Raw genomic sequence first — 13,489 nt, 5'->3', positions numbered from 1 at the left:
ATGACCACCTCCCAGGACGCCACCTTCGCCCCGGGCTCCCGCATCGTCGTCCGGGACGAGGAGTGGCTTGTCCGAGGCGTCAAGACCGGCACCGCCGACGGCATCATGATCAAGGCTGTCGGGGTGTCGGAATTCGTCCAGGACGTCGAGGCGACATTCTTCACCGGCCTCGAGGGCATCACACCGCTGGTTCCCGAGCAGACGGAACTCGTCGTGGACACCTCGTCGCGGTTCCGGCAGAGCAGGCTGTTCCTGGAAGCGGTGCTGCGGCGTACGCCACTGCCGCGCACCGAACGCGGCCTCGCCCTCGCCGACCGGTTCCTGCTCGACCCGCTCACCTACCAGCAGCGCCCGGTCGAACTGGCCCTGTCCGGCCTGCGCCCGCGCATCCTGCTCGCCGACGTGGTCGGCCTCGGCAAGACCTTGGAGATCGGGCTGATCCTCGCCGAGTTGATCCGCCGGGGCCGGGGCGACCGGATCCTGGTGGTGTCACCGCAGCAGGTGCTCGAACAGTTCCAGCGGGAACTGTGGACCCGGTTCGCCATCCCGCTGGTGCGACTGGATTCGACCGGAATCCAGCGCATCCAGCAGGAGATCCCGGCTGGCCGGAATCCGTTCACCTACTTCAAGCGGGCCATCATCTCCGTCGACACGCTCAAGGACGCCGCCCAGTTCGGCCACCACCTCGACGCCACCACCTGGGACGTCGTGGTCATCGACGAGTCGCACAACCTCATCAACAAGGGCACCAAGCGCAATGAGCTGGCCCGCCGGCTCGCCGCGAAGACCGATGCCCTGCTGCTCGCCAGCGCCACTCCGCACAACGGTGACAAGGAGTCGTTCGCGCAGCTGATCTCGCTGCTCGACCCGGCCGCGATCGCGAACGAGAAGCAGTACGAGGCCAAGGACATCGCCCACCTCTACCTGCGCCGTACGAAGATCAGCCCGGAGGTGCGGGACCAGATCGGCGACCGCTGGGCCGACCGGGGCCCGTCCCGGGCGGTGTACTGCACGGCCGGCCCGATCGAGGAGCAAATCTTCGACGAGCTGACCGACGTGTGGCTGGCCGGCAAGTGGACCGACGAGGCGGTCACCGGGCAGCACCGGCTCTTCCCGTACACGTTGTTGAAGTCTTTCCTCTCCTCGCACCGGGCGCTGCACGAGACGGTGACCAACCGGCGCAAGAAAGCCACCGGCGCCGAGCGCGCCGCGCTGGACCGGCTCGCGGAGCTGACTTCGGCGATGACCGACCACGACTCCAGCAAGCTCGTAAAGCTTGTCGAGGAGTTGAAGAAGATCGGCGTGGGCAGGGGCAGCGACACCAGGGCGGTGGTGTTCTCCGAGCGCGTTCCCACCATCAAGTGGCTGGCCGAGACGGTCCCGGGCATGCTCGGCCTCAAGCCGAACGCCGTGCGGGTGCTGCACGGCGGCGTCGCCGACCAGGACGAGCAGCGCATCCTCCAGGAGTTCGAGCTGGCCGGCAGCGAGGTGCGGCTGCTGTTCACCGGCGACGTCGCCTCCGAGGGCGTCAACCTGCATCAGCAGTGCCATCACCTGATCCACTACGACATCCCGTGGAGCCTGATCCGGATCGAGCAGCGCAACGGCCGCATCGACAGGTATGGGCAGAAGCACCAGCCGCAGTTCCGCGCGCTCATCCTCACCTCGGAGCGGGACGACGCCAAGGACGACCGGACGGTCTCCGAGAAGCTGCTCGACCGGGAAGCGGTGGCCCATCGCAGCCTGGGCAGCGTCGAAGCCGCAACTGGTCTCTACGACGCCAAGGCCGAGGAGGACCGGCTGGTCCGCGACCTGCTGGCCGGCAAGAGCATCGACGAGTCCTACGAGGCTGCCCACGCCGAGATCGACGTGATGGCCGACCTCTTCGGAGATGTCGGCACCGCCCCCGTCATGACGGACGTTGCCGTGGCCCGGGTGCCGAAGCTCTTCGACTCCACCGAGGACTTCGTTGACGCGGCGCTGCGGGAAATCTACGAGGACCGGCCCGAGGACCACATCGACCTGCGCCGGGAGGACGAGTTGCTCACGTTCCTCGCCCCCGACGACCTGGTGCACCGGCTCACCGACCTACCCCGCTCCTACCTGCGCGCCCACCGTGAGGGCGAGGACCTGCGGCTGAAGGTCACCTTCGACCGCACACTCGCCCAGCGCAAGCTCGACCAGGCCCGGCAGAGCAAGACCCCGATGTGGCCGGAGATCGCCTTCCTCAGCGACGTCCACCCGATGGTCGACTGGCTCGTCGACAAGGTGCTCATTCGGCTCGGCCGCCAGCAGGCCCCGGTGTTAACCGCCGACGTGACCAAGCCGACCTACCTGATCCAGGGCGTCTACGCCAACCGCCTCGGCCAGCCCACAGTGGTGCAGTGGATGGCCGTCTCCGGCCTGCCCGCCGCGCCGGAGATCCGGCCGATGGACGAGGTGCTGCGCGAGGCCAACGTCGGCCCGGCCATGGTCAACCGCGCGGAGGCCCTGGCGCTCGACCCGTTCCGTCAGCTCCTGCCGCAGGCCGTCGCGGCAGCCCGCCGGCACCTTGAGGCCGAACGCGCCGAGTGGGATGCGGCGAACGCCGAACCGTTGGAGCACTACCGGCGGCGGCTGCAGACCTTCGAGCAGGCCAGCATCTTTGACGAGCTGCCCGCCTCGCACCGTGCGAAGCGCCGTGAACGGGCGCGGAACACCGTCGCCGAGCAGCACGATCTGCTCGATCGTCTGGAGACCGCGGGGGATCCGCTGCTGCGGGTTCTCGCCGTCCTCGTCCCGTCCCCGGAGAGTGCCGCATGAGCTTCGAAGCGCTGACCAACCGCGGCGAGTACCTTTCCGCCCACTACCTCGCCGAGATCCTGCCCACCACCCTGAAGAGTGGCCTGCTCAAGCAGTGGGCCGAGCGGGAGAAGGCGGGCGACCAGACACCGCGCACCGGGCTGCGGGGCCTGCGCCGACCCTACTTCGACGCGAAGACGGAGCTGGCCGACGACGAGTTCTTCGACCCGGAGCGGCTGCGCAAGCTGCACCAGGACATGCTGCGGGCCCTCGGCTTCGAGCCGCAGCCGCAGACCATCACCGTCGAGCGCGCCGGCCAGGAGCATCAGATCACTGTCGCGCACGCGGAGCTCACCTCCGCGCACGGCATCGTCGCACTCGGCTGCGGCTGGGCCGTCGACGCCGAGGCCGCGCAGGACCCGGACGACGCCGGCCGCCTGCTCGCCCCGGTCACCCTGAACGGCACCGAGACGATTGACACCGGTGCCAAGCTCGCGTCGTGGCTCTTCGCCGCCGACGACCCGAAACCCCGGTACGTCCTGATCCTCAGCGGCGGCGTGGTGACCCTCGCCGACCGCACCGCCTGGGGTGAGGGCCGCTACCTGGCCGTCAGCCTGGACACCGCCTACGCCCGCAACGACGACCGGGAGTACGACGTCGTCGCCGCGCTGTTCGGCGCCGACTCGCTGCGCCCGCCCGCCGAGGGCGGCACCGAACCCCTCGCCGATCTGGTCGCCGGCTCCCGCCAGCACGCTGTCGGCGTCTCCAGCGAGCTGCGCGAGGGCCTGAAGGTCTCCGTCGAACTCATCGCCAACGAGGTCCTCGACCGCATCCGGCAGGCCGGCTACCAGCCGCAGGACGTGATGGAGCTCGACGAACTGGCCAGGGAACTCGGGCGGGAGGCGTTGCGCTACCTCTACCGGATCCTGTTCCTGCTCTACGCCGAAGCCCGGCCCGAACTGGGCGTCCTGCCGGTCAACGACCGCGAGTACGTCGAGGGCTACAGCCTCGCTCGCGTCGGTGACCTGGTCTCGCGCCGGCTCGCTCCCTCCGCCGAGGGCGGCTTACACCTGTACGAGTCGCTGGACCTGCTGTTCCGCATGGTCAACGACGGCCACCGCCCGCGTGCCGGGGCGGACGTCGACGACAAGGCCAGCGAGGGGGAGGGGCTTCGCTTCGAGCCGATGCGCTCGGACCTGTTCCTGCCGGAGAAGACCAAGCTCATCGGCCGGGTCTTCGCACCGGACGGCGACGAGGACGACCCGGATGCGCCGATCATCGACACCCGGCTGCGCAACAAGGTCCTCTACCAGGTGCTGCGCCGGCTCATGCTGACCAAGGGCGCGAAGCGGCGCCGCGGTGGCTTCATCTCGTACGCCCAGCTCGGCATCAACCAGCTCGGCGCCGTCTACGAGGGCCTGATGTCCTACACCGGGTTCGTCGCCACCGAGCAGCTCTACGAGGTCGCCAAGGGCGGCGACCCGAAGGACGGCTCGTGGATGATCCCGGCCTCCAAGGCAGACGAGTACGAGGACAGCGTCTTCGTCTACAAGGAGGACCCGTACACGGGTGTGCGCAGCCGGGTCAGCTACGCCCCCGGCGCGTTCGTCTACCGTCTCGCCGGCCGGGACCGGCAGACCAGCGCCTCCTACTACACCCCGCAGTCGCTGACCGAGGTCACCGTCCAGCTCGCCCTGAAGTACCGCCTCGACCAGGACGGCACCACCACCCCGGCGCGGGAGCTGCTGGACTGGACGATCTGCGAGCCAGCGCTCGGCTCCGGCGCGTTCCTCAACGAGGCGATCAACCAGGTCGCCGCTGAATACCTACGCCGCCGCGCCCGCGAGCTGAAGGTCGACCTGGACCCGGAGCAGTACCACCTCGAACTCCAGCGGGTGAAGGCGTACATCGCGCTGCACAACAGCTACGGCGTCGACCTCAACCGCACCGCCGTCGAGCTGGCCGAAGTCTCACTCTGGCTGAACGTCATGCACGCCGGCCTCCAGGCGCCCTGGTTCGGCCTGCACCTGCAACGCGGCAACTCCCTCATCGGCTGCGGACGCAAGACCTACGAACCGAAGCAGCTCGCCGACAAGTCCTGGCTTACCACGGCCCCGGCGGAGAAGCCGTTCCGGGACGGGCCGATCGACGAGGACACCGTCCACCACTTCCTGCTCCCCGCCGACGGGTGGGGCGCGGTCGCGGGGGAGAAGGAGGCCCGCGAGCTGGCGCCGGCCGAAACCGCCAAGCTCAAATCCTGGCGTACGGCGATGAAGCGGGTGCCGTCTGGCAAGGGGAAGAACTCGCAGGTCAAGCGGTTGCAGGCGCTGGCCGGGCGGGTCGAGTTCCTGTGGGGGCTGGTGCAGCAGCGGCTCGCCATCTCCGAGCGGGAGATCCGCCGCGACATCGCCGTCTGGGGCGCTGACGACCTGCCGCCGGTCACCGGGGCGGTGCCCCGGGAGAAGATCCTCGCCGACCTCACCGCGCCCGGCACGCCGTACTGGCGGCTCAAGACCCTGATGGACGTCTGGTGCGCGCTGTGGTTCTGGCCGCTGGACAAGGTCGGCCTGCTCGACGGCTCGGACCTGGCGGCATACCCGGCCGCGCCCGTCCAGGTGTCGCACGTCAAGGACATTCCGGCGTACGAGGAGCAGGTGGTATACGAGACGCCGGACATCTTCGGCAACGTGGAGCCACGGCAGATGACCCTGCCGACCAAGGCGACCGGCACCCGCCGGATGACCGTGGCCGAACAGCTCCGCAAGCAGGTGCCGCTGACCAACCTGGACGACTGGCTGACGTTCGCGGAGGCGCTGGTCGGGCGCAGCGACGTGGACGAGAACACCGAACGCTTCTACGGCCGCAAGCTCGACAGCCTGGCCGAGATGAGTGAGCTTGAGCAGAAGCTCGACGGGGTGATCGGTGTGGACTCGCCGTGGATGCTGGCCGACCGGTTCCCGTGGCTGCTGGCGGCCGAGCGGATCGCGGAGCAGCAGGGCTTCTTCCACTGGGAGCTGACGTTCGCGCAGGCGTTCGCCAAGGGCGGCTTCGACCTCCAGGTCGGCAACCCGCCGTGGGTACGTCCAATCTGGGATGAGACGCTTGTGTTGGCGGAGTTGGATCCCTGGTTTGTGCTCTCCGGAAGACAGTCGACGCAGCAGTGGCGTGAGCGGAAGAAGCAGACCCTCCAAACTCGCCGATGGCGGTTCCTGCTTCGGGAACTAACCACGAATGTCGGCGGTGCGCGGGCCTTCGGATCGCCTGGAATGTATCAGCTCTTGGTCGGCACACAGCCGGATCTCTACCGAGCCTTTATGGTGCGGGTGTGGGGTAACCAGGCTCCGAGAGGGATGGCGGCGCTAATCCATCCTGATAGTCATTTCAGTGGTGCAAACGAAGGGGTTTTACGTGAGGCAACGTACCGCCATCTCCGGTTCCATGCTCACTTCTCAAACCGCAAACAGCTATTTCCAGAGATTCAAGGAACGCGCCAATATGGCGTGAATGTCTATGGATGTCAACAAGACATCAACTTCGTTCACGCCAGTTGGCTGTTCCATCCGATGACCTTGGTGGAATCGCTTTCGCATGATGGCTCCGGTGATCGTCCCGGCATCAAACACAACGGGGCGTGGGAGCTCCGGCCGCATCGATCTAGGTTGACCACTGTTGATGAGAGGGTGCTTCGCGAGTGGAGTCGGCTTCTCGGAGACGATAGTCTCCCTGTAGTTCGAAGTCCGCTGCTATATCCCGTGACATTAGACGAGCAGGGGGCCATCTCTGCTCTTGCTGCCGTTGGCCAGCGGCTGGGCTGGCTTGGCCCGCGCATAAGCGGCGGATATCATGAGCGAGGTTCTAGGGAGGCGGGTGTTATTCGTGAGGAGAGCGCGAGCCCTGTGCACTTCTCGGATGTCATACTGCAAGGACCGCACTTCTCCGTTGCGCTGCCCTTCTACAAGGTGCCCAAGGTTCCCTGTAACAGTATTCAGGACTGGCATTTGGTTGATCCAGCGAAGCTGTCTTCATCAGCAGTTCCTTCAACCAACTATGTCCGCGCTTGTAATCTGAGCCGATACCATGGGCTTCAAGATCAGTGGGACGGTCGCCGATACACGGACTACTACCGCATTGCATGGCGCCGGCGGATATCCTTCGACGGCGAAAGGTCCCTTTTTGCCGCGCTTATTCCCCCTGGACCCGCGCACGTCGACTCCGTGCACTCGCTGGCCCTTCCGACGAACCGCGAGACAGTCATGAACGCGGGTTTCTGGGCGGCGTTGCCCTTGGATTACATCCTCCGAGTAACCGGCCGTGCGGATCTTCGTGGAGCTGACGCAGCAAACATGCCGGGCGCCCTGGTTGATCACCCGTTGGCGAACGCTCTGCTGCTTCGCGTTTTGCGCCTAAGTTGCCTGACTGAAGCTTACGCAAAGCTCTGGGAGGAACTGTGTGACTTTGATCGGCTGTCGCGCGAATCGTGGGCACTGGACTGGCCTGGCCTAAGTCCGCTCGCTACCGCTAGAGCAGAGTGGACTCGGGAAACTGCTTTGCGAACCGAACGCGCTAGGCGTGCTGCCTTGGTGGAGATCGATGCCCTAGTTTCGGTGTGGCTTGGCGTAACCGCCAATCAACTCGTTGCAATCTATCGCTCGCGCTACCCCGTTTTAGCAGATTATGATCGCGGGGCGTGGTTCGATTCAAAAAGCCGAAAAATAGCTGCCAGCCACAGCACCTTCGGCTTCGGTCAGACAAAGGAGCATCACGAACAGTTGATGGCGTACTTGGACGATCCCGAGCGGAACCGGCCGCCCGAGGGGTATGCTGCGCCGTTCTACAAAGCTGATCGGGAGAACGAGTATCGGCAGGCGCATGCCGTATTCAGTAAGCGGCTTCAGGATGCGATTGACGCGGGCTGGCGGTCGTAGTCCTTCCCCTTCTCACCCTTTGAGAACAGATGGCTCCGAGCAACCATCAGAAGCACCAGGCTGGGCGGCACCTTGCAGTGGCCGAGGCGCTGTTGCAGGGCTATTCGGCGAGCCGCGAGGGTCCGCAGACGTTTGTGAAGATCAACGGCAGGCGGGCAGCGGTTCAGGCCGCCGCCCAGGGCGCATGGATGATTGCAGACGTGTACAAGGCCACGGCTGCCTCGATTGACTTCACGTCCTAGTGGATGTCACCGACGGGCGGCGGGACTTCTACGTCGTGCCCGGAGCCGACCTGCGCAGCGGGAATCGATGAGCGGCACCAGGAGTTCATGTCGAGAGTCGGAGGCGTGCGCCCGCGTAACCCCGATAGTCGCCACACTGCTATCTACCCAGCCCAGGTGGTGGCGTGGCGGAGCTGTTGGTCGCTGTTCGACCGGGCAGCGAAGCCTGAGGGCGACACAAGCCCCTGAGCGACAGTACGACGGGAGCGCCTCCGGCATCTCTGCTGGCTGCGCTCCCGATGGCGACGTGGTTCAGCGGCCGGTCTTGGTGGCCCGGACGAAGCTCATCCAAGTGGTAGGGGAGAAGGTGAGAGCCGGCCCGGCCGGGTCCTTGCTGTCGCGTACGGCGACGAGGCCGGGGAGGTTGTCGGCGACCTCGACACACGCGCCGCCGTTGTCGCCGCTGCGGGTGCTCTTGCGCCAGTGGGCGCCGGTCAGGTTAGCCATGGTGAACCTCTCCGATGATCTTGTTGATCAGATGCCTCGATTGTTGCTCATCGAGGGCAAGCAGATCGAGGCTGGCCCACACTTTTTCGTAGGCGGCGATCTCATCGGGACGGTCGAGGTAGAGGGCGCCGGTGAGGGATTCGCTGTAGACGACAGACGGCTCCGGGGTGGTCCGGTTGGTCAGCGGGAAGTCGAGCATCATGAAGGTCCCGGCGAGGGCTCCGTAGTGCGCTCCTGCGGACAGGGGCAGGATGCGGACGGAGATGTTCGGCGACTCGGAGAGGTCGAGCAGGTGTCGTAGTTGATCGGCCATCACCGCTCGGTCGCCAACTTGCTTGATCAGCAGCGACTCGGCGAGCACGGAGCTGAGCGTGGGTGCCTTTGGCAGGCGTCGCCGCAGGAGACCCTGTCGCTGAAGTCGCACACTGATGAACTGCTCCAAGTCGTCATCGCTCATGTCCGTGCGGTTCTGGAAGACGCCTCGGGCGTACGCCTCGGTCTGAAGGAGACCGGGGATCAGCGACTCGTCATACCCGCGTAGGCGGGAGGCGGCGGATTCCAGGCCGACGTACAGCTCGAACCAGTCGGGGATGGCGTCGCCGTAGGAGTGCCACCAGCCCTTGGCCTTGGTCTCGTTGGCCAGGGCGACGAGGGCGGTGGTCAGCTCGGGGGTGGCGGCGTACAGCTCGCACATGGCCTTGACGTCGACGGCGCGGGTGGGGCCGAGGCCGGTCTCGATGCGCCACATCTTCTGCCGGCTGCACTGCATGGCCTCGGCCGCGCCGTCGAGGGTCATGCGGGCTTCGGTGCGCAGGTCGCGTAGCGCTCGCCCGAGCTGTCTCCTGGGGACTGTCGAGCCCATGTCGTCGGCCATCGGCCACCCCTTTCTTGTTGCGTTTTGTTACATCCGGACGCCATCGGTGAAACGCGGAACGGTTATCTGAAAAGCGCTTGCCTTGCGCTTCGTGCTGACGAAGCGACTCACGTGTCTGACCATACAAGACACCCCCGACACCAGTCATCATCACGCAATTCCCATGAGCGGCTGCCTCTTCCGTTGCGCAACACTGCCGGGCCTTCCCGTGGAACGTCTCGCGGCTCCGGAAAAGAAAATCGGCGCAGACCGCGGAAATCGTGGCCGTAAATGTTGCTCATTCACCGGGAACTGTCCCAGGATGGCCAGTGCGGCGGCCGAGGTGCCCCCGAATCGGCCGCCGCGCTCCCCAAGCAACCCCTCACCGACCAGCCCGGATGCCGTACCGCTGAGCGAAGCTGCGGTGTTCGGGCGGGGTGGGTCGGCCCGTGCGGGGAGGGCGGGTGGACCCACCCCATCCACGACCAGGAAGGCAGGCACCTATGACCGTCCGCAACCAGAGGCCGTTCGCCGAGGGCGCCGGGACGACGTACCGCTCCCGCGCGTACCCCAGTCTGCTGCCGTGGCAGGTGCGTGAGCGCCGCTTCCCGCCCGCCCGGCTCGGGCGCCGCGGCCTCAACCCCGATGAGGTGTACGCCTTCCTCGACCGGGTCGCCGTTGACATGGCTGCCGTCTACGACGCGCTGGCGCAGAGCCGGCGGGAGACCTTGCGGATCAAGGTCGCGCTGCGCCGGTGGCAGTCCGAGCAGGCCGAGGGCGGTCGGCGGTGAGCGGACGGTACGTGATTCACCTCCCGGTCGTCGCCGCCGACCTGCCGGCCGCGCAGCGGCTGGCCCGGGTCGTCGGCCGGTGGATCACCGTGCTGCCGATGATGGACCCGGGGGAGATGACCGTCTCCGAGGAGGACAAGCAGTCCCTGCGGCACCGCGTCTTCTGCGATCTGCGGATGCCGGGCGGTCGGCGCTGCGTGCTCCGCGACGGCCACGACGGCGAGTGCTCCCGCCGCCTGCGCCGCTGACCTGCAAGGTAACGCGACTGTGGCCTGAAAAGTGAGCGGTCATGAAGGCACGAGAAGCCAAGCCGCCGCCGCAACGCCTATCCGCTGGCATGACTATTCTTCGGAACCGTGACCGCAAAACAATTACGACACCTAACTCTACAAGACCACGACGCGCTATTCACGCTCATGCAATTCCCATGCCGGGGCCGTGAAGACGACGTACTTCCGAAAACCGCGAATGCGCACCCGTATATCTTCTGACAGTCATTCCGGCCGGGCGTGGTGATGATTGTCAGATGCCGAAGTGCCGCGCGCGGTGCCAGGACAACACCCTCTGCAAGAACCCTGTACGGATCGCGGGGATTCGTTGCCACAAGCACCCCGGGATGCCGGAGGCGGGCCCACGGCATCCCAAGGAGAGGAAGACGCGGGGGAGTGCCCGCGCGTCACACCCGAGGCGGCGGGTCACCGGCATGAGCGCCGCGCCCCGAGGCGTAGGCGGTGGTGCCAGGGACCGTCGCGATCAGGAGCGGGTCCAGAAGGCCGCCGAATTCTGCGCCACCGTCCTCACCGACGGGTGGGTCGAGGTCGTGTCGGACCGCGCCACGGAGTACGTGACCGAGGAGACCTGGAAGCGACTCTTCAGCCGCCGGCGGCGGAGGCGGTGCAAGCTGCTGGCACGCCTGGCCGGGGCGATCCTGGCGGGCAAGAAGAAGCTGCACGACCTGGTCGGAGCGGTCGCCGCCTGGCTTGCCTCACTCCTGGGCGGAAATCGGGTCGTGCAGTCGTTCGCCCGCGAACTCGCGTCCCGCATCCCGCTGCCATCGGACGCCAAGATGGTCGCGACGGCCCGGGGACTACAGGTGGCTGGCGTGCTCTTGTGCGTGATCAACGGGGACGACCTGACGAGATGCCAGTGCTTCATCGACCTTGCGCTTGAGGAGACCAAGACTCAGGTCAAGAAGATCCTCGTCGCCGCGCTGGAGGACTGGACCGACCTGGCGCAGTTTCCGGCCAAGCCCTCCGTTGTCGAGCGCGGCGCGTACGGGACGGCCGGTGGCTGACGGCAGCGCGTACCCCCGTTATGGCCACGACGGCGGGGGCGGGCCGAACGCGCGGCGGCTGGCCTTTACCGCGAGGGTGGCCATAGCGGCGTTGGCACCGCCACCGATCAACGCGCCGATCCCGAACGGCGCCACCCGCCCGAGAACGATGATTCCCTGCTTGGTTCCGTACTTCGTGATGAAGTTCTTGCCCAGGATCTTGTTGATCTGCCGCAACGTTTCCAGCGGCACCTTCGCGACGACCTGGCGGCCCCAGTGTTGCCCCGTGCGCTCAGCGACCTTGGTGATGGTGGCGGAGCCGGATCCGCCGAGCATGATGCCCATGACGATGGTGCGGCGGCGTTCGATTTCGTCGATGCCGACTCCATGGACTTCGGCGATCGAGAGCGCGAAGAGGGCGCTCAGTTCGAGGGAGGAGAGCACCTCGCCGGCCGACAGCGCCAGGGCGATGCCCGTTCCGACGCCGGGCGCGGCAGCAGCCCCGCCGACCGCGGCGCCCGTACCGGTCAAGGCGCTGACGTACATCCGCTCCAGGTTGCGGATCACCTCCTCAGGTGTCGCCTCCGGGTTTCGCTGGCGGCCCGGGCGATGTTCTTGCGTACCAGCGGGCTTTGAACGGCGATGGCCTTGTCCAAAAGGTCGAGGACCCGCTGCCCGGGTACGGCTGCTTCCGAAACCGATCCGTCGAGGGCATCCGAGGTCATGCCGGGAACTCCTTGGGGTCGAGGCGCGTGGGGTGGGCGGTCTGAGCCACGTCGCGCTCGGCCGCAGTGGGTCAGGCTACGCGGGCGCACCTGGCCGCCGATAGATCAGAAGCGTCCGTCCACTCGGTACAAAAGGCCACTCGGCGACCACGTCATGTTCATCCGCTCCCACCGATGTCACCTTGACACCATCGGTCGTCGCGCCGGGCCGCTGTATCGGCTCGGCGCAACGGTTCGGCGGCTGATCTGAACGGTTGGCGTTGTCAGGAACAACGGCACGACCCGAGTGGTGAAGGCACGACGCCACACGCAAAGCAGGCGTCGGGGCGCGGAGTCCGCACGGTCCGAAGCGGGGGCGGAACCTGGATCCTTCGGGGCGGTGGCGTGGGCGCGGGTGGGCTCGGGGGGAGGGACTTCCGGGCGGCCTTGACCTGCTTTTCGGTGGCCCCCTGCCAGCCGCGCGCTCTGACCTCCTGGGTCAACCTCTTTGTGCCGAGCCCGGGGCGGCTCGCCTGGACTTCGCGGACCACGTCCGCCAAGGTGGGTCGCTCGCGGCTGGGTGTGCCGGTCTTCGCCGGCTTTCGGGTGGCGGGAGAGGGCGAGACCACCTCGATGGTTCCTCGGGCCTTCGACTTCGGCGGGGGAGGGTCGGTGGGCGGGTAGATCATCGTGATGGTCCCGCCGTCCTTCGTTCTCGTCTTCGCCGGCTTCGGGTTCGCGCTCGGCGGCGTGGTCGCCGTCGTGGTTCCTCGTGACTGCGAGCTCAGCCGGGCCGGGTTCGCACGCAGCGCCTTGCGTATCTGCTCTTCGGAGACGTCGAGCCAGCCGCTTTGCCGGAGGTGCCGGACGAGCGTCTTGTCCTTGATGCCGGGCATCCGGCGCTGGAGCTCGCGGGCGGCATCCGCCAAACCGCGTTGGGTGGGCACTGTGCCACGAAGGCTGCCCGGCGAGGTGGATGCGGAACGGCGCGAAGGGCGGACAGCAGCCGGCCGCTCCGACGGCTTCAACCGGTCGAGCCAGGAGTCGGGAGTGCGGTCAGGCCGGTCGTCGTTGTCCCAGTCGCGCCGGAAGTCGGCCGAATCGCGGCCCTCCGCGTTAGCATACCAGTCGCCGATGGTGCGCCGCATGACCACGGTGGCCTCCGATGTCGTCGGGTGCGTGACCACGTATGTGAGGCTGTCGACACTATGGCGGACGTGCTGCGGCGGGAATTCACCGAACGTTCTGGCCGGATGACGAACGGCTCCTTCGTTCGTACGGCGATCTGACTGATCCGCATGATTGGTCGATCACGATCAACGGGCGTCAACCTTTTGCGTACGGTTGTAGGTTGTTCTGCATCTCGGATGCTGGCTTTGCGCGCCGGTGAAGTGGTCTCAACGAGATGTGGGTAGAAGGTGTATGGCGTCGGGC

General features: G+C 66.8%; 11 protein-coding genes. 6 read left to right on the top strand and 5 right to left on the bottom strand.

Annotated elements, in window-relative coordinates; translation table 11 throughout:
• Genes O7604_RS24520 through O7604_RS24510 form a run of 3 tightly spaced genes read left to right on the top strand, consistent with a single transcriptional unit; the run spans window position 1 to window position 7,948 of the window.
• On the top strand, window positions 1–2,802 hold the full coding sequence (locus O7604_RS24520; RefSeq protein ID WP_281577927.1) for an SNF2-related protein: 2,802 nt from the start codon (window positions 1–3) through the stop codon (window positions 2,800–2,802).
• Entirely contained in the window at window positions 2,799–7,706 is a 4,908-nt protein-coding gene (locus O7604_RS24515) for a class I SAM-dependent DNA methyltransferase (RefSeq protein ID WP_281577926.1), read from the top strand. Before O7604_RS24520 ends, O7604_RS24515 begins: the two co-directional genes overlap by 4 nt.
• A gap of 29 nt (window positions 7,707–7,735) precedes the next feature.
• Entirely contained in the window at window positions 7,736–7,948 is a 213-nt protein-coding gene (locus tag O7604_RS24510; RefSeq protein WP_281577925.1) for a hypothetical protein, read from the top strand.
• A 291-nt stretch (window positions 7,949–8,239) separates the two neighbouring features.
• Here the strand turns inward: O7604_RS24510 and O7604_RS24505 are convergent, their stop codons facing one another.
• Both O7604_RS24505 and O7604_RS24500 read right to left on the bottom strand, forming a co-directional pair.
• The gene (locus tag O7604_RS24505) at window positions 8,240–8,434 is read right to left on the bottom strand and encodes a DUF397 domain-containing protein (protein WP_281577924.1); all 195 of its coding nucleotides are present in this window, start codon (window positions 8,432–8,434) and stop codon (window positions 8,240–8,242) included.
• Window positions 8,427–9,308: a helix-turn-helix transcriptional regulator gene (locus O7604_RS24500; protein ID WP_281577923.1), complete on the bottom strand. Its 882-nt coding sequence runs from the start codon at window positions 9,306–9,308 to the stop codon at window positions 8,427–8,429. The genes O7604_RS24505 and O7604_RS24500 overlap by 8 nt, the downstream gene beginning before the upstream one ends.
• Window positions 9,309–9,790: 482 nt before the next feature.
• On the opposite strand from O7604_RS24500, the gene O7604_RS24495 reads away from it, so the two are divergent.
• The 3 genes from O7604_RS24495 (at window position 9,791) to O7604_RS24485 (ending at window position 11,372) form a co-directional block, all read left to right on the top strand.
• The gene (locus O7604_RS24495; protein ID WP_281577922.1) at window positions 9,791–10,078 is read left to right on the top strand and encodes a DivIVA domain-containing protein; all 288 of its coding nucleotides are present in this window, start codon (window positions 9,791–9,793) and stop codon (window positions 10,076–10,078) included.
• Complete coding sequence (locus O7604_RS24490; RefSeq protein WP_281577921.1) at window positions 10,075–10,326, top strand: hypothetical protein; 252 nt, start codon at window positions 10,075–10,077, stop codon at window positions 10,324–10,326. The genes O7604_RS24495 and O7604_RS24490 overlap by 4 nt, the downstream gene beginning before the upstream one ends.
• A gap of 455 nt (window positions 10,327–10,781) precedes the next feature.
• Window positions 10,782–11,372, top strand: a complete 591-nt coding sequence (locus O7604_RS24485; RefSeq protein WP_281577920.1) for a hypothetical protein — start codon at window positions 10,782–10,784, stop codon at window positions 11,370–11,372.
• A gap of 18 nt (window positions 11,373–11,390) precedes the next feature.
• On the opposite strand, the gene O7604_RS24480 is transcribed toward O7604_RS24485, so the two are convergent.
• The 3 genes from O7604_RS24480 to O7604_RS24470 all read right to left on the bottom strand — a co-directional run bounded on the left by O7604_RS24480 (window position 11,391) and on the right by O7604_RS24470 (window position 13,242).
• On the bottom strand, window positions 11,391–11,918 hold the full coding sequence (locus O7604_RS24480) for a hypothetical protein (protein WP_281577919.1): 528 nt from the start codon (window positions 11,916–11,918) through the stop codon (window positions 11,391–11,393).
• Window positions 11,915–12,076 (bottom strand): hypothetical protein, encoded by a 162-nt coding sequence (locus O7604_RS24475; RefSeq protein WP_281577918.1) that lies wholly within the window; start codon window positions 12,074–12,076, stop codon window positions 11,915–11,917. The genes O7604_RS24480 and O7604_RS24475 overlap by 4 nt, the downstream gene beginning before the upstream one ends.
• Before the next feature lie 263 nt (window positions 12,077–12,339).
• The gene (locus tag O7604_RS24470; RefSeq protein ID WP_281577917.1) at window positions 12,340–13,242 is read right to left on the bottom strand and encodes a hypothetical protein; all 903 of its coding nucleotides are present in this window, start codon (window positions 13,240–13,242) and stop codon (window positions 12,340–12,342) included.
• Window positions 13,243–13,489 lie beyond the last annotated feature (247 nt).

The organism is Micromonospora sp. WMMA1947 (genome assembly GCF_027497355.1).
Lineage (GTDB): Bacteria > Actinomycetota > Actinomycetes > Mycobacteriales > Micromonosporaceae > Micromonospora.
The sequence above is the reverse complement of the archived record's forward strand: the minus strand, read 5'-3'. Positions and strand labels throughout refer to the sequence as shown.

What these genes read in the sequence shown, in the direction of transcription:
- O7604_RS24515 (WP_281577926.1), top strand. Translation starts at nt 2,799, where the DNA reads ATGAGCTTCGAAGCGCTGACCAACCGCGGCGAGTACCTTTCCGCCCAC.
- O7604_RS24485 (WP_281577920.1), top strand. Translation starts at nt 10,782, where the DNA reads ATGAGCGCCGCGCCCCGAGGCGTAGGCGGTGGTGCCAGGGACCGTCGC.
- O7604_RS24500 (WP_281577923.1), bottom strand. Translation starts at nt 9,308, where the DNA reads ATGGCCGACGACATGGGCTCGACAGTCCCCAGGAGACAGCTCGGGCGA.
- O7604_RS24520 (WP_281577927.1), top strand. Translation starts at nt 1, where the DNA reads ATGACCACCTCCCAGGACGCCACCTTCGCCCCGGGCTCCCGCATCGTC.
- O7604_RS24475 (WP_281577918.1), bottom strand. Translation starts at nt 12,076, where the DNA reads ATGACCTCGGATGCCCTCGACGGATCGGTTTCGGAAGCAGCCGTACCC.
- O7604_RS24510 (WP_281577925.1), top strand. Translation starts at nt 7,736, where the DNA reads ATGGCTCCGAGCAACCATCAGAAGCACCAGGCTGGGCGGCACCTTGCA.
- O7604_RS24505 (WP_281577924.1), bottom strand. Translation starts at nt 8,434, where the DNA reads ATGGCTAACCTGACCGGCGCCCACTGGCGCAAGAGCACCCGCAGCGGC.
- O7604_RS24495 (WP_281577922.1), top strand. Translation starts at nt 9,791, where the DNA reads ATGACCGTCCGCAACCAGAGGCCGTTCGCCGAGGGCGCCGGGACGACG.